Annotated in this window: 12 protein-coding genes and 1 tRNA gene; 5 read left to right on the forward strand and 8 right to left on the reverse strand. The window is 61.6% G+C overall.

Annotated elements, in window-relative coordinates; all coding sequences use genetic code 11:
• Positions 1-68 precede the first annotated feature (68 nt).
• The 7 genes from ASG47_RS11345 to leuC all read right to left on the reverse strand — a co-directional run bounded on the left by ASG47_RS11345 (position 69) and on the right by leuC (position 6,308).
• Positions 69-145, reverse strand: a tRNA-Met gene (locus ASG47_RS11345).
• Positions 146-324: 179 nt separating this feature from the next.
• Positions 325-1,791 carry an NAD-dependent succinate-semialdehyde dehydrogenase gene (locus ASG47_RS11350; protein WP_061909070.1) on the reverse strand — a complete coding sequence of 489 codons (1,467 nt, stop codon included), beginning with the start codon at positions 1,789-1,791 and terminating at the stop codon, positions 325-327.
• Positions 1,792-1,806: 15 nt separating this feature from the next.
• Positions 1,807-2,736: a 3-hydroxyacyl-CoA dehydrogenase gene (locus ASG47_RS11355; RefSeq protein ID WP_061909072.1), complete on the reverse strand. Its 930-nt coding sequence runs from the start codon at positions 2,734-2,736 to the stop codon at positions 1,807-1,809.
• Complete coding sequence (locus tag ASG47_RS11360; RefSeq protein WP_061909074.1) at positions 2,733-3,614, reverse strand: isocitrate lyase/PEP mutase family protein; 882 nt, start codon at positions 3,612-3,614, stop codon at positions 2,733-2,735. Before ASG47_RS11360 ends, ASG47_RS11355 begins: the two co-directional genes overlap by 4 nt.
• A complete protein-coding gene (locus ASG47_RS11365) occupies positions 3,611-4,249 on the reverse strand; it encodes an isochorismatase family protein (protein ID WP_061909076.1) in 639 nt (212 codons plus the stop codon). The genes ASG47_RS11360 and ASG47_RS11365 overlap by 4 nt, the downstream gene beginning before the upstream one ends.
• Positions 4,246-4,896, reverse strand: coding sequence for a 3-isopropylmalate dehydratase small subunit (gene leuD / locus ASG47_RS11370; protein ID WP_061909077.1), 651 nt, complete (start codon positions 4,894-4,896; stop codon positions 4,246-4,248). The genes ASG47_RS11365 and leuD overlap by 4 nt, the downstream gene beginning before the upstream one ends.
• A complete protein-coding gene (gene leuC, locus ASG47_RS11375; RefSeq protein WP_061909079.1) occupies positions 4,896-6,308 on the reverse strand; it encodes a 3-isopropylmalate dehydratase large subunit in 1,413 nt (470 codons plus the stop codon). Before leuC ends, leuD begins: the two co-directional genes overlap by 1 nt.
• A gap of 202 nt (positions 6,309-6,510) precedes the next feature.
• Between leuC and ASG47_RS11380 the strand changes: the two genes are divergently transcribed.
• Positions 6,511-8,568 carry a hydantoinase/oxoprolinase family protein gene (locus tag ASG47_RS11380; RefSeq protein ID WP_061909081.1) on the forward strand — a complete coding sequence of 686 codons (2,058 nt, stop codon included), beginning with the start codon at positions 6,511-6,513 and terminating at the stop codon, positions 8,566-8,568.
• 5 nt (positions 8,569-8,573) lie between these two features.
• Positions 8,574-10,367 carry a hydantoinase B/oxoprolinase family protein gene (locus ASG47_RS11385; protein ID WP_061909083.1) on the forward strand — a complete coding sequence of 598 codons (1,794 nt, stop codon included), beginning with the start codon at positions 8,574-8,576 and terminating at the stop codon, positions 10,365-10,367.
• 26 nt (positions 10,368-10,393) lie between these two features.
• Here the strand turns inward: ASG47_RS11385 and ASG47_RS11390 are convergent, their stop codons facing one another.
• The gene (locus tag ASG47_RS11390; RefSeq protein WP_061909085.1) at positions 10,394-11,467 is read right to left on the reverse strand and encodes a LacI family DNA-binding transcriptional regulator; all 1,074 of its coding nucleotides are present in this window, start codon (positions 11,465-11,467) and stop codon (positions 10,394-10,396) included.
• 265 nt (positions 11,468-11,732) lie between these two features.
• Here ASG47_RS11390 and ASG47_RS11395 point away from each other — a divergent pair, with 265 nt between their 5' ends.
• The 3 genes from ASG47_RS11395 to ASG47_RS11405 are packed head-to-tail and all read left to right on the forward strand — an operon-like array spanning position 11,733 to position 15,477.
• Complete coding sequence (locus ASG47_RS11395) at positions 11,733-12,851, forward strand: sugar ABC transporter substrate-binding protein (RefSeq protein WP_082511703.1); 1,119 nt, start codon at positions 11,733-11,735, stop codon at positions 12,849-12,851.
• Complete coding sequence (locus ASG47_RS11400; protein ID WP_061909087.1) at positions 12,851-14,482, forward strand: sugar ABC transporter ATP-binding protein; 1,632 nt, start codon at positions 12,851-12,853, stop codon at positions 14,480-14,482. Before ASG47_RS11395 ends, ASG47_RS11400 begins: the two co-directional genes overlap by 1 nt.
• Positions 14,479-15,477 (forward strand): ABC transporter permease, encoded by a 999-nt coding sequence (locus tag ASG47_RS11405; protein WP_061909089.1) that lies wholly within the window; start codon positions 14,479-14,481, stop codon positions 15,475-15,477. Before ASG47_RS11400 ends, ASG47_RS11405 begins: the two co-directional genes overlap by 4 nt.
• Positions 15,478-15,493 lie beyond the last annotated feature (16 nt).

Genomic DNA, 15,493 nt, shown 5'->3' on the forward strand with positions numbered 1-15,493 from the left:
CCCCGCGCAAACCGGACACAGGTTTATGTATAGACGTCAGCTACAGGTGAATGATGATTGGGGTGTTCTGGTAGCGGAGGAGGGATTTGAACCCCCGACACGCGGATTATGATTCCGCTGCTCTAACCAACTGAGCTACTCCGCCACAACGCAGCGACCGAAGTCACGCTTGCGGGGTCGTACTAGACGGGGAACGGAACAGTGTCAAGTGCTCCGCAGAGGTTTGGTTGGGTTGTGGATTTGGGCGCCTGAAGACAACGCAAATCGCTCATCTGGGGCTGGCTCTGACGGCGACTTCAGTGTCGCCAGAGCCGAGACCTGCCCTCAAATTCCTGCAAGGCAAACGTACTTGATTTCAAGGTAGCCCTCGATGCCGTATCTTGAGCCCTCGCGGCCAAGGCCGGATTGCTTGACGCCGCCGAAGGGGGCCATTTCGTTGGCGAGGGCGCCCGTATTGACCCCGACCATGCCGGCTTCGAGGCCTTCGGCGACGCGCATGATGCGGCCCATATCGCGGGCGTAGAAATAGGAGGCGAGGCCGAATTCGCTGTCATTGGCCTTGGCGATGACGTCGGCTTCGTCCTTGAAGGTGATGATCGGCGCGAGGGGCGCAAAGGTTTCTTCCTTGGCGACGAGCATGGACTGGGTGACGTCGGCGATGACGGTCGGCTCGAAGAAGGTGCTGCCGAGCGCACTACGCTTGCCGCCGAGAAGCAAACGCCCGCCCTTTTCAAGAGCATCGGCGACGTGTTGCTCGACCTTCTCGACAGCCTTGCCATCAATCAGTGGACCTTGGGTGACGCCGGGCTCGGTGCCGTGGCCGAGTTGGAGAGCGCGGGCCTTGGCGACGAGTTTTTCGGCGAAGGCCCCGGCGACGCTTTCCTGCACATAGATGCGGTTGGCGCAGACGCAGGTCTGGCCGGCATTGCGGAACTTTGAAAGCATGGCGCCATCGACCGCAGCATCGAGATCGGCGTCGTCGAAGACGATGAATGGGGCATTGCCGCCGAGTTCGAGCGACAGACGCTTGATGCCACCAGCCGCCTCGCGCATCAGCCAGCGGCCGACTTCGGTCGAACCGGTGAAGGTGACTTTCGCGATCTTTGGATTGGTGCAGAATTCCTGGCCGAAGGGCTTTGCAGAGCCGGTGACCACGGAGAAGACGCCCGCAGGCACGCCGGCGCGTTCGGCCAGCACGGCGAGGGCGAGGGCCGAGAGCGGGGTCTGCGAGGCTGGCTTGAGGATCATCGTGCAGCCGGCGGCGAGCGCCGGGCCGGCCTTGCGGGTGATCATGCCGTTCGGGAAATTCCAGGGCGTGATGGCAGCACAGACGCCGACCGGTTGCTTGAGCACCAGGATGCGCTGGTTGGGACTGGCGCCAGGAATGATGTCGCCGTCAATGCGCTTGGCCTCTTCGGCGAACCACTCGATATAGCCGGCATTGCTTATGATCTCGCCCTTGGCCTCGGCCAGCGGCTTGCCCTGTTCGCTGGTGAGGATCAGGGCGAGATCATCGGCATTGGCGATGATGAGATCGAACCAGCGCCGCAGGATTTGTGCACGCTCCTTGGCGGTCTTGGCGGCCCAGGCGGGCTGGGCCTCATGCGCGGCATCGATCGCCTGACGCAGAACATCGACGCCAAGGCTCGGGACGGTGCCGATGACAGCGCCATCGAATGGGTCGGTGACGTCGATCTTGGCGCCATCGGGCGCGGCCACCCATTTGCCGCCAACGAGGGCTTTGTCGACGAGGAGCGACTGGTCCTTGAGGGCGAGCGAACGGGTGGTCATGATCAAATCCTAAATCTACTGCTTCTGCTTGAGCTGGCGGAGCGCCAGGATTTGCCGATCGCGCCAGGCCTGGCGATCGGCAATGGAGTCAATCGGTACGCGCTCGGCAAGTTCCGCATGCGCTGATGCGATCTGCTCCGGCGTCCAATCGTAATCGGTTCGCGCCGCTTCGCCCATGCGGCGCATCATCGGGCCGAGGCGGTCAATGAAGCCCTGAAAACCGTCAGGGGCATTGAGGTGGGCGACCTCGAAGGGGCCGATGGAGGCCCAGCGGAGCGCGAGGCCAACAGTGAGGACCGCGTCGACATCTTCAGGGGTGCAGTAGCCCTCGCCAACAAGATGCAGCGCCTCGGCAACGAGGGTGAACTGCAGGCGATTGAGGATGAAGCCGTCGATTTCTTTCTTGAGCACGATCGGCCGCATGCCGGCTTCGGTCATGAGGGCCCGGGCTTTGGCGACGGTTTCGGGCGCCGTCCATTGCGTGCCGCAGAGTTCGACCAGCGGGATGAGGGATGGTGGATTGACCGGATGGACGACGAGGGCGCGTTCGGGATGGGCAAAGTGACCCAGAAAATCCGAGCCGGGGATTGCCGAGGTCGAGGAGGCGAGAATGGCGTCGGCCGGAGCATGGGCGGCGATCTCGGCAAAAACCTCCCGCTTGACGGCGACGTCCTCCCGTACGCTTTCCTGGACGAAGACGACATCGGCTACCGCTTCGGCAATCGAGCTGGCGGCGCTGATGCGGCTGACCACCGTGTCGACGTCTTCTTTGAGAAGCCCGTTCTCCGATAGAAGCTCAAGCGTGCGGCGCGCACCAGGGATGGCGGTGCGCGCGACTTCGCCGCCTATGGCGTCATAGAGCCTGACATCGTAACCGGCCCGGGCGAAGACCACGGCCCAGGCGCGGCCGACCGTGCCGGCACCGATACAGGCGACGGTGCTCATTCGGCAGCCGTCGTGTTGGGGCGGGCCCAGCGACGCTCGAAGTCCCAGACTTCTTCAAACCCAATCAGCGTGTTGAATTCGCCGAAATTGAATAGTTTTGAGTTCGGCGAATTGGACGTGCCTTCGTTCTTGAGAACCTGCAGCGCGTTTTCGGCAGCGGCGGCGGCGGCAAGGCCGGTGGCCGAGGGGAAGATCGCGAGCTTATAGCCGATATCGGCGAGTTCGGCCTTGGAGCGGATCGGCGTCTTGCCGCCATCGGCCATATTGGCCATCATCGGCTTACTGACACGGGCGCAGGCATCGCGCATTTCCTGTTCGCTTTCAAGCGCTTCGAGGAAGACAATATCGGCACCGGCTTCGCCATAGGCAATGCCGCGCTTGAGCGCGCCTTCAAAGCCATCGGTCTGGCGGGAGTCGGTGCGGGCAATGATCAGGGTCTCCGGATTGCGACGCGCTTCGACGGCAACCTTGACCTTTTCCACCATGTCGATCATCGGCACGACGCGCTTGAACGGCGTGTGGCCGCACTTTTTGGGGAATTCCTGATCTTCGATCTGAATGGCGGTGACGCCGGCCTCTTCAAAGCCGCGCACGGTGTGGTGCACATTGAGAAGCCCGCCATAGCCGGTATCGGCATCGGCGATGACCGCAGCATTGGCGGTGCGGCAGAGGGTAGCGACGCGGTCGAGCATCTGGGTGTAGCTGGCAATGCCAGCATCGGGCAAACCATAGGCCGAGGCTGTCATCCAATAGCCCGAGGCATAGACGAAATCGAAGCCGACCTTATTGCTGACCACGGCGGTGATCATGTCGTGGATACCGGGGGCGACCACAAACTGACCGGAGGCCAGAGCGGCCTTGAGGGAGGGCTTGCTCATAAATTTCGTCCTAGATTTCTGAGATATGAAATGGTTTCGGCTTCGGAGACGACGTCGCCATATTTGGCGTCCATGTCGAACAGGTTGGCTTCGTGCGGGGCCGGATGACGATCACCCACAGCCTCGCGCACGATGATCGGAATGAAGCCGTGTGAATTGCAGTCGACACAGGTGGCGCGGATGCAGCCACTGGTCGACACGCCGGTATGAATGAGGGTGTCGACCCCAAGCGAGGTCAGCGTCGAGGCGAGCGAGGTGCCGAAGAAGGCGCTGGCATATTGCTTGGAGATGACGAGCTCATCTTCGCCCGGCACAAGCCCCTTCGGCCAGGCGCCCATGGGGCTGCCTTCCAGGAAATGATGGAGCGTCATCGACTTCTGATAGAAGCGGCCGCCATTGAGCGCCGTCTTGTTGTAGACGACGTTGGTATAGATCACCGGCACGCCGACTTCGCGCGCTACGGCCTGGAGGCGTAAACCGCTTTCGAGGGCACTTTCGGTGCCGGCATAGAGCGAGCAGCTGGGGTCGAAATAGGCCTCGACGAAATCGATCATGATCAGCGCCGGCTTCTTGCCGAAACCGATGCGCTTGCCGAAGGCGCCCTTATAATTCTGTGACAGGTCTTGCTCGGTCATGCTTTGTCCGTCTGGCTGAAGAGAGAGTCGAGTCGGCCATCGTCGAGGAACAGCCAAGGCTGAGAGGCGCGATGGCGCTTTTCGAAGGCGGCGATGTCATCGGCATCCTGCGCGAGGATTTCGCCGATCTCGTCGAGACCGAGCATCAGCGCCGCCTTCCGGTATGGATCGATCTCGAAAGACAGTGAGGGGCCATTGGGAAGGGTGACCGTCTGCCGCTCGAGATCTATCGAGAACGGCTCGCCGCTAGCAGCCGCTGCCAATGCATTGGCATGGGCCTCGCCAGTGATGACGATGGGAAGAACGCCGTTCTTGAAGCAATTGGAATAGAAGATTTCGCCAAAGCTTGGGGCGATGACGCAGCGAATGCCGAAATCGGCCAGCGCCCACACAGCCTGTTCGCGGCTCGATCCCGAACCGAAATTGGCATCCGCCACGAGGATCTTGGCCTCGTTGAACAGAGGAACGTTGAGGACGAAATCCGTGCTCGTGCCGTCCGGCCGGTGCCGACGCTCGTGGAAGAGATGCTTGCCGAGGCCAGCCTTGTCGAGCAGCAGGAGGAAGCGGGCGGGAAAGATGATATCGGTATCGACATCGGCTTCGGGCAAAGGGGCCGCGACGCTGGTGAGGGTAACGAATTTTTCCATCAGGCTGATTTCCCCAGCGTGCGCACATCGACGAGATGGCCCGAGATCGCGGCAGCGGCGGCCATGACCGGGCTCATCAGGTGGGTCCGACCACCCTGCCCTTGCCGCCCCTCAAAATTCCGGTTCGAGGTCGACGCGCACCGCTCGCCGGGCGCGAGGCGGTCATCGTTCATGGCGACGCACATCGAGCAACCTGAATCGCGCCATTCGAAACCGGCATCCTTGAAGATGCGGTCGAGCCCTTCCGCTTCGGCTTGAATCCGCACGGTGGCGGAACCCGGCACGACAATGCCGGCGACCGTGGACGCCACATGCCGGCCCTCGACCACCTTAGCGGCAAGACGAAGATCCTCGATGCGGCCATTGGTGCAGGAGCCGATAAAAACGCGATCAATGGCGATTTCGTCGAGCTTCATTCCCGGTTCGAGCGCCATGTATTTTAGGCTTCGCTCCATCTTGGCGCGACGCACCGGATCGGCCTCGAGCGCTGGATCGGGAATGCGGTCGGAAACGGGCGCCGTTTCGCCGGGATTTGTGCCCCAGGAGACGTGCGGCACGAGCGCGGAAACATCGAGCTCGACTTCACGATCGAACCTAGCATCGGCATCGCTGCGGAGGCTCAGCCAGTGCGCTTCAGCTGCGGCCTGCATGTCCGGCGTCGGCGCCAGCTTGCGGCCGCGCACATAGTTGAGTGTCGTCTGGTCTGGCGCGACCATGCCAACGCGGCTGCCCGCCTCGATCGACATGTTGCACAGTGTCATGCGCGCTTCCATGGAAAGCGTCGCAATTGCCGGCCCGGCATATTCGATGGCGTGGCCGACGCCGCCATTGGTACCGATCTTGGCGATCAGCGCCAAGATGATATCCTTGACGGCGACACCCGGCTGCAGCGCGCCATTGAGCGTCACGCGCATGGTCTTTTGTTTCTTCTGCCGCAGGGTCTGCGTTGCGAATACGCATTCACACTCGCTGGCGCCGATGCCGAAGGCAATGGCGCCGAAGGCCCCGTGGGTCGAGGTGTGACTATCGCCACAAACCAGCGTCATGCCGGGTAGCGTAAAGCCCAGCTCCGGCCCGATGACATGGACGATACCATGCCGGTTGTCGTTCATGCCAATATAGTGGACACCGAAGCGCTCGCAGTTGGCTTCAAGCCGCGAAACCTGGCGCGAGGCCAGGCCATCAGGCAGCGGCAGATGGCGCAACCGGGTCGGGACCGCATGGTCCGCAACGGCGATATGAGCCGCAGGACGCACGAGATTCCGGCCTTCCGCCACAAGGCCAGCAAAGGCCTGCGGGCTCGAAACCTCCTGCACGAGATGTCGATCGATGTAAAGCAGACTGGTGCCGTCGTCATAGTCCTTGACGACGTGCTGCTGCCAAACCTTGTCATAGAGAGTGAGTGCGCTCATAGCCCCGCCGAGACCAGGAAACCCTATTCATGAAGTGTAGTGGTGCAGCCTCTGCAGGCCAGTCCAAGAATCTGGAGAGGCCCGCAATCTTTGCACTTGCGAAGATGTCGAACCCCAATCTATGCTGGTGTGAATGCGCATGCAATATCCAATTGGATGAGGGTGCATGCGTGACGGGGAAGACTAAGACAAGGGATGAATTATGAGATTGGGCGTAGACGTTGGCGGTACTTTCACCGACCTGCTCCTTCACGATGAGAAAGGCCGGCGAACTTTTCAGGCCAAGACCCCTTCAACGCCCGAAGATCAGTCGATCGGCGTCGTCGAAGGCGTGAAGCTGATCTGCGAGAAGGCCGGTATTTCGCCCGCCGATATCGACCTGATCCTGCACGGCACAACTGTCGCCACCAATGCGGTGCTCGAAGGCAAGGGCTCGCGCGTCGGGCTCCTCGTCACCGAGGGCTTTGAATATACGCTCCATCTCGCCAAGGCCTGGACCCCGGGTCCGCTCTTTGGCTGGATCAATATGGAAAAGCCTGATCCATTGGCCTCGCTTGCCGATACCCGCGGCATTCCCGAGCGCATGAATGCGCGCGGCGAAGTTGTCCGCGAACTCGATGTGGCGGCGGCCACCGCGCTCATCGACGATCTCTGCTCCTCGGGCATCGAGGCGCTGACCATCTCGCTGATGCACTCCTATGCCAATGCCGCCCATGAGCGCCAATTGCGCGATATCGTAGCCCAGCGTTTCCCCGATATCCCGGTCTCGCTTTCGTCGGAAATCCTCCCCGAATTCCGCGAATATGACCGCGCCATCACCACGGTGATGAACGACTATGTCCGCCCGATCATGAAGCGTTACCTTTCGCGCATCGAAGATCGCCTGGCCGACAATGGCGTCACCGCGCGCCTTCATATCGTCCGCTCGGATGGCGGTTTGATGAGCGCCGCGGCAGCCTCGGAACGTCCGGTGCATACCGTGCTGTCCGGCCCTGCCGGTGGCGTTACATCGACCATGATGCTGTCGCGCCGCTCGGGCTTCCCGAAACTGCTCGCCTTCGACATGGGCGGCACGTCGACCGACGTTGCCGTCATCATTGACGGTGAAGCCACCATTTCGCGCTCGACCGAAGTCGGCATGTTCCCGGCCAAGGTGCCGACGCTCGACGTGCGCAGCGTTGGCGCGGGCGGCGGTTCGATCGCCGACGTTTCCGAACTGACCGGCTCGCTCCGCGTCGGCCCACGCAGTGCTGGCGCTCGTCCAGGTCCGGTCTCCTACGGGCGTGGCGGCACGGAACCGGCCGTGAGCGACGCCAATGTGGTGCTCGGCTATCTGCCGCCCGTGCTGCTCGGTGGCGAAATGAAGCTCGACGTCGAAGGCGCCCGCAAGGCCGTTGCCAATGTCGGCCAGCAGATCGGCCTTTCGCCCGAAGACGCGGCCAAGGGCATCATCGATATCGCCAATGAAGTCATGCTCGGCGCGCTCCGCGTCATCACGGTGCAGCGCGGTCTCGACCCGCGTGAATTCGGCCTCGTCGCTTTTGGCGGCGCCGGCCCGCTTCACGGCAATGCCATGGCCGAACTTTTGGGCTGCTATCCTGTGCTAGTGCCGCCGAATCCAGGCGTGCTCTGTGCACTCGGCTTCCTCGAAGCTGATTTCCGCAACGAATTCGTGCAGACCTATATCCGCTCGACCGTGGGCCTTGACCCAGCCGAAGTCTGGAGCCGTTTCGCCGAACTCGAAGCCAAGGCGCAGACTTGGCTGACCGAGCAGGAAGTGACAGAGGCCGATGCCTCGATCACCTATTCACTCGATCTTCGCTATGAGCAGCAGGGCTTTGAAGTGGCGGTGCCGGTCAGCGCTGCAGACGTCCATAACAAGGGCGCGCTGACGCAGACGCTCGCTGATTTCCACGATATCCACGAACGCCTCTATGGCGTGCGCTTCACCGTTCCGGTCGAACTCGTCGCCATGCGCGTCGTTGCCCGCGGCGCCACGGAGCCCGTGGAAGAGTCCTTCGCCGAAGCCGCCTCGACCGACGTGAAAGCCGCGATCATCGAGACGCGCCCGGGCTATTTCAACGGCGCCTGGCAGGACACGGTCCATTATGACCGCAACAGGCTTGGCGTCGGCTCGCGCGTCGAAGGCCCGGCAATCATCCGGCAATATGACACCACGACCGTGCTTCTCCCGGCGCACTATGCCGAGATCGATGCGCACGGCAATATCCTGATCTGGCCCGTTTCGAAGGGGAATTGAGCGCCATGACCAACGCAACCGACACAACCACCGTCGATCCGATCACCCTCGACATCATCGAGAACGCCCTCAAGAACGCCCGTTATGAAATGGACGGCGTCGTCGTACGCATCTCGCTCTCGCCGGTGATCCGCGAGCAGCACGACGAATTCCCGATGATCTGCAACGAACGCGGCCAGATGATCGTCGGCCAGTTCGGCTCCTACATTCCCTCCGTCGTCGAAAAGTTCGGCGGCGACGTGAACGAAGGCGATATCTTCGTCTGGAACGACCCCTATGCCTCGAAGGGCTCGATCTCGCACAACAATGACTGGTGCGTGATGCTGCCCATCTTCCACGAGAAGGTTCTCGTGGGCTTCTCCTCGATCTTCGGCCACATGGTCGATGTCGGCGGCACCGTACCGGGCTCGATGCCCGCCAATGCCCGAACCATCTGGGAAGAAGGCCTTCGCGTCCCACCGGTCAAGATCTACTCCAAGGGCGAATTGAACCAGGGTGTCCTCGACATCATGCTCAACAATTCGCGCACGCCGGACATGAACCGGGCCGACCTCATGGCGCTGATCGCCGGCTGTCGGACGGCCGGCACCCGCGTCAAGGAACTCTGCGACCGTTTTGGCCGCGAGACCTATATGACCGCTTGCGACATGCTTTTGGCCCGCACCCGCGAAGCCATGCGCGTCGTCATTCGGAAGTACATTCCGGAAGAGCCGGTAAGCTTCACCGACTATGTCGATGACGATGGCCTCGGCAATGGCCCGTTCAAGATGACGCTGACCATTTCCCGTCGCGGCGATGTGGCCGTGTTCGACTGGACCGGGACGGATGCGCAGGCGGAAGGCCCGATCAACTTCCATATCCATGAAGGGCTCTGCAAGCTCTTCTTCGGCGTCTATATGATCATGTCGTTCGACCCTTCGGTGCTGTTCAACGAAGGTTTTTATGACCTGTTCGAGATCGTGTTGCCGGAAGGAAGCCTGCTAAATCCGCGCTTCCCGGCAGCCCTTTCGAACCGCCTCAACACCCATACGCGCTTCTTCGACTGCCAGGCCGGCGCGCTCGGCAAGTTCGTGCCGCAGCTTTCAATGGCTGCCGGCTATGGCACGAGCCCGCACTTCATCTTCTCGGGCACCGACAAGGACAACAAGTACTTCCAGCTCATGGAATTGCTGTTCGGCGGGGTGCCGGGACGACCAAAGGGTGATGGCTTCGACGGTCACGCCTGGTGGCCGCTCTTTTCGGCGACCCCCATCGAATATATCGAGAACTACTATCCCGTTCTCATCGAGCGCTATCAGCCGATCCAGGATTCCGGTGGTCCCGGCCTTCATCGAGGTGGCGCCGGGATCGAAAAGGTCTATCGCCTGCTCGAAAGGGGCCAGGTCTCGATCCATGACGACCGCGAAGTCGTGCCACCCTGGGGCATCAATGGCGGCCTTCACGGCGGCACATCGAGCAAATGGGTGATCAAGAACGGCGAAACCGAACCGACCCGCATCCCGTCCAAGATCGACAATCTCAAGGTCAATCCCGGCGACCGCGTCGTGTTCAAGACCGCCGGTTCCGGTGGCTGGGGCGATCCGCTGGAACGCGCCGCCGAGATCGTCGCCCGCGACGTGCGCTATGGCCTCGTCTCTCGCGAACAGGCGGAGAAATCCTATGGCGTCATCCTGACCGAGGACAATGAGGCAGACCTCGCAGCCACGGCCAAGCTGCGCGACGCCACCAAGAAAGAGCGCGGCGAGCCGCCAGCTTTCGACTTCGGCTACACGCCGCCGGAACGCCAAGCAGCGGAATAAGCGAACGGGGCCGAAAGGCCCCGTTTTCATCTCTCGTCTTCGTTTTTCGCGGCATCCGCTTCGCCCCGATAGGCTGGTGGCACGGGGATCGAACTACGCCAGATCAGACGCCCCTTGATCGGCCGGTCAATGCCACGCGGAATTGGCTCGGTCGGATCGTCGAGATGGAGGATGGACAGGGTTTCATCGACCATCTGCTCGATCGGCTGTCTCACGGTGGTCAGCTGATAGGGCGCGCGGCGGCCTTCGGGGATATCGTCGAAGCCGCCGACCATCAGATCTTCCGGCACGCGCAGACCCAGGCGATGGCGCAAAGCATCGATGGCGCCCATGGCCATGATGTCGTTAACCCCGAACAAAGCGTCGGGGCGCACGCGGCTTTTGTCGCGGATCAGCTTGATCGTCGCGTTGAAGGCCCCCTCATAGGAGGAATGCCCATGCACCTCGACGATCTGGGAGCGCTTTACGCCACCATCGAGCAGGCGCTCAACGAAACCGCGCACACGATCGCCACTTGTCGTGCCCTTCAAATCGCCGGTGATCAGTGCAAAATTCTGCGCGCCCGCAGCCAAAAAGGCTTCGGCGATCAAGGCGCCGCCCGCGACATTGTCGCAGCGCACGCCGGACGCATCGGAGCCCGGAATGTAGCGATTGAACAGCACGATCGGGATGCCGCGATCATGGCAGAGACTGATCATGCGGGTCGAAAGTTGCGCCGCGGTCAAGACCACGCCGTCCACCTGATATTTGAGGAGATGCATGATTGCCTCGTCGCTTTCCGAATTCGGCTCGACGGTGAAGATCAGCACCTGCCGCCCCTGCGCCTGGAGGCGCCGGCTAAAGGTGTGGAGGACGTGGACGTAAAAGGGATTGTCGAGATTGCCGATGATCAGCGCAACGATATTGGTGCGTTTCGTCGTCAGGCTGCTGGCAATGGAGTTCGGGACGTAGTTAAGCTTGAGCGCAGCTTCGAGCACTTTGGTGCGGGTTTCGTCCGCTATGCGCGAGCCGGGCGTAAAGGCCCGCGAGACCACCGATTGAGAAACGCCGGCTAAAGCGGCGACATCGAACGAAGTTGACCTGGAGCTTTTCCGCGCCATCAATTTTCTTTCCGGGGGCCTGCCGTCAGAATGCGCATGCATTCCTCGCCCTTCCCCTATCGATAATCCCAGCCGCGCTGGGTTTCAATGTAAACCTGCACGCTTGCTGTGCATCTCGCCTGCAAAAACCGCTCGCCGCTACAAGAATTCTCGCCAAAGATTTTTAGAACGGGAATTGACTTGGGTAATGAGTTGCGCTCCTATGAATACGCATTCACCGTCATAGCCCGAGGGGGGTTCGATGGCCGGATACAGGGAGACTCTCATGAACAAACGCGCGCTGCTCGCGTCGGTTGGCGCCTTGACCATGCTTGTTGGCTTTGCAGGGGCTGCCTCTGCAGACGAGGCGAGCGACGGCTTGGCTCGGGCCAAGGAAAATATCGCCAAATATACCTCGAAGCCTGAATTCGTTGCCCCGGGTGACGCCTTCGATGCCAAGGCCTGCTCGGCCGGCAAGAAGATGATGTCGATCCCGAACAATAGCGGCAATCCCTTTCTCAAGGGCATCATCGATCGCATGAAGGCGGCCGGCGCCGAAGTTGGCCTCGAAGTGCGCGAATGGGAAAACCAGGGCCAGCCGAGCCAGTGGGTCCAGGGCATCGAACTCGCAACGCGCGAAAAATACGACATCATCGACCTGATCTCGGGTATCGATCCGGGCACCGTCGCCCCGCAGCTCCAGGCTGCCAGCGATGCCGGCGTCAAGGTCATGACCTCGCACTTCTACGACCCAAGCTTCGAACAGCACCCGGTGGTGTCGAGCTCGCTGACCATCGGCTTCGGTGAAATCGGCACGATCCTCGCTGACTGGTCGACTGTCGCGACCGAAGGCAAGGCAAATGTCGCTCTGGTCATCTCGACCGACGTGCCGCCGACCATTCCTCTGGTCGAAAACTTCAAGAAGCAGCTCGCCGAGAATTGCCCGAACTGCAAGATCGTCACCGAGATCAATGTCGGCGTGACCGAATGGGGCACCAAGATCCAGCCAGCCGTGCAGACTGCCGTCCAGGCCAATCCCGACATCAATGTCGTGATCCCGATCTATGACTCCATGAGCCAGTTCGTCGTCCCCGCGCTGCGCCTTGCCGGCAAGACCGGCGAAGTCAAGCTCGCGACCTTCAATGGCACGCCTTTCGTGCTCGACTATATCGCCCAGGGTCTGGCCGATATGGACATAGGGGAAAGCCTCGACTGGATCGCCTATGCCACGGTCGACGGCCACCTCCGCGACGCCTGCGGCCTTCCGACCCCGACCGCGCTCAACGTGCCCTTCTATATCTTCGACAAGAACAACATTGCCGAAGCTGGCACCCCGGCCCAGTTCGATACCGGCTATGGCGATGCCTACAAGTCTGGCTTCCGCAAGCTCTGGGGCCTCGAATAATGACCGCACTGTCGGATCACGCACTCCCCGATCCGACCAACCATCCGGGGGCGCCTCAGGCGCTCCCGGTGCTGTCGGTGTCCAATATTTCCAAGACCTTTGGCGGCGCCAAGGCGCTGCAGAACGTTTCGTTCAAGGTCATGCCCGGCGAGGTCCATGGACTTCTCGGCAAGAATGGTTCCGGCAAATCGACGCTCGTCAAAATCCTCGCTGGCTTCCACGCGCCCGATGAAGGCGGCACGCTGGAATTCAACGGTGAACGCGTGAGCCTGCCTCTGAAGCCGGGCGATTATCGCCGGCTCGGCATGGCTTTCGTGCATCAAAATCTCGGTCTCATCCCGTCGCTGACGGTGATGGAAAATCTGCGCCTCGTGCCACTGACCGCGGCCAAGTCCGCCTATATCAATTGGTCTGCTGAAGAACGCGCCACCCGGCAGGCGCTGGCCCGCTTTGGCCTCGATATCGACCCCAGTGAGCGCGTCGATCGCCTGACTCCGGTGCAGCGCGCTTTGCTCGCCATCGTCCGCGCCTTCGAAGAAATCGAAGCTTCGCGCGCCGTCACCGGCCGCCCCGGCCTTGTGCTCCTCGACGAACCGACGCCCTTTCTCCCGGCGGCCGGCGTGGCCCAGCTCTTTGATATGGTGCGCTCGATCACCCGCTCTGGCTCGAGCGTTATCTTCATCTCCCATGACATCGACGAGGTCATGGAAATCACTGATTCAATCACGGTCCTCCGCGACGGCGTCATGGCTGGCGAATTGAAGCGCGCCGACGCCACGCACGAGACCATCGTCAAGATGATCGTCGGCCGCAGCCTCACCAAGGCTGAGCGGCCCGCCGGTCCCGCCATCAGCCGCCCGGTCTATGCGCGCATTTCTGGTCTCGCCGGCAAGATGCTGCAGCCTTCCGACATCGATGTGGGCAAGGGCGAAATCCTCGGGCTTACCGGCCTCATCGGTTCGGGCTATGCCGAAGTGCCCTATCTCGTCTTTGGCGCACATCCTGCGCGTTCCGGCACGATCGCCATCGAAGGCGGCAACGCGTTCGACCAGAAGACGCTCTCGCCCAAGGCTGCCATCGACATGGGTTTTGCCCTTTTGCCTGGTGACCGCCAGGGCGCGAGCGGCGTCGATAGTCTGCCCATCGTCGACAACATGTTCCTGCCCGATGTCTCCCGCTTTTTCCGCGGCGGGTTCCTGCGCAACGGCGCCATGGTCCGCGAGGCCAAATCGCTGGGCACGACATTTGAAGTGCGCCCCAATGATCCAGGCCTCAAACTTTCGGCGCTCTCGGGCGGTAATGCCCAAAAGGTGCTGATCGCGCGCTGGATGAACCGCTCGCCCAGCCTCCTGCTTCTCGACGAACCGACCCAGGGCGTCGATGTCGGCACCCGCCAGCAGATCTTTGCCGCGCTCCGCGCCGCTGCAGCCAAGGGCATGTCGGTTATCTGCGCCAGCTCGGAGGCCGAACAGCTGGCCGAGATCTGCGATCGTGTTCTGGTCTTTTCCAAGGGCAGCATCTGCACCGAAATCTCGGGCGATGCCGTCACCAAGGATGGCATTTCCGAAGCCTGCTACGCCACAGCCGCGCCCCTTTCCACCCCATCCCAATCTTCGCGGGTTGCATCATGACCGACGCCCTCTCCACCCCGTCCGCCGCCAAGCCCGCAGTCAATCTCACGCGCCAGTTCGAGCGCATCGCCTTGCTGCTGGTCTGGGTTGTTATCATCGGCCTCTTCAGCGCCGCGATGCCCTCGGCCTTCTTTAACTGGGGCAATTTTTCGATCATGTTCGCCTCCTATGCCCCGGCAGCCTTGCTGGCATTGGCGATCATCATTCCGCTGACGGCAGGCGACTATGACCTCTCCGTCGGCGCGACGCTGACGCTCTCCGCCTCGACTATCGGCGTCCTCAATGTCTGGCACCAGATGCCGATCGGCCTCGTGCTTTGCATCGTTCTGGCCATGGGTGTGCTGGTTGGGCTCTTCCACGCGCTCTTCATCATCTATTTCCGCGTGCCCTCGCTGGTCGTCACCCTTGGCTCTACCTCGCTGATGAGTGGCGCCGTGCAATGGATGACCAACTCCTCGACCATTGGCGGCATCGACAACAACCTGATCATGGCCGCAGTCGGATATCGCCTCTTCTGCATTCCCTACGCTTTCTACTACGCTTTGGCCGCCGCGCTGATCATGTGGTACATTTTCGATTACACCCCCCTCGGGCGAAAGCTGCTCTTCGTCGGGCGCGGGCGTGAAGTTGCCCGGCTCAACGGCATCGCCGTCAATCGCGTGCGCGTCGGCGCCCTGGTCATGTCGGGCGTTCTCGCCTCGGCTGCCGGCATTCTCTATGCAGGCGTGCTGGGTTCGGCCGATCCCTATTCGGGCCTGAATTTCCTGCTCCCCGCCTTTGCCGCCGCATTCCTCGGCGCCACCACCATCCAGCCGGGACGCTTCAATCCCTGGGGCACGCTGGTCGCCGTCTATTTCCTCGCGACCGGCATTACCGGCCTTTCCATGCTCGGCATTCCGCTCTGGGTCACCAATGTCTTCAATGGCGGCGCGCTGATCCTGGCAATCACCATCTCCCAAATCACCCGCGGTCGCGAAGCCTCAGACCTCGGCTAAATTCAAGGCGCGACAA

The sequence above is a fragment of the Devosia sp. Leaf420 genome, assembly GCF_001425445.1.
GTDB lineage: Bacteria > Pseudomonadota > Alphaproteobacteria > Rhizobiales > Devosiaceae > Devosia.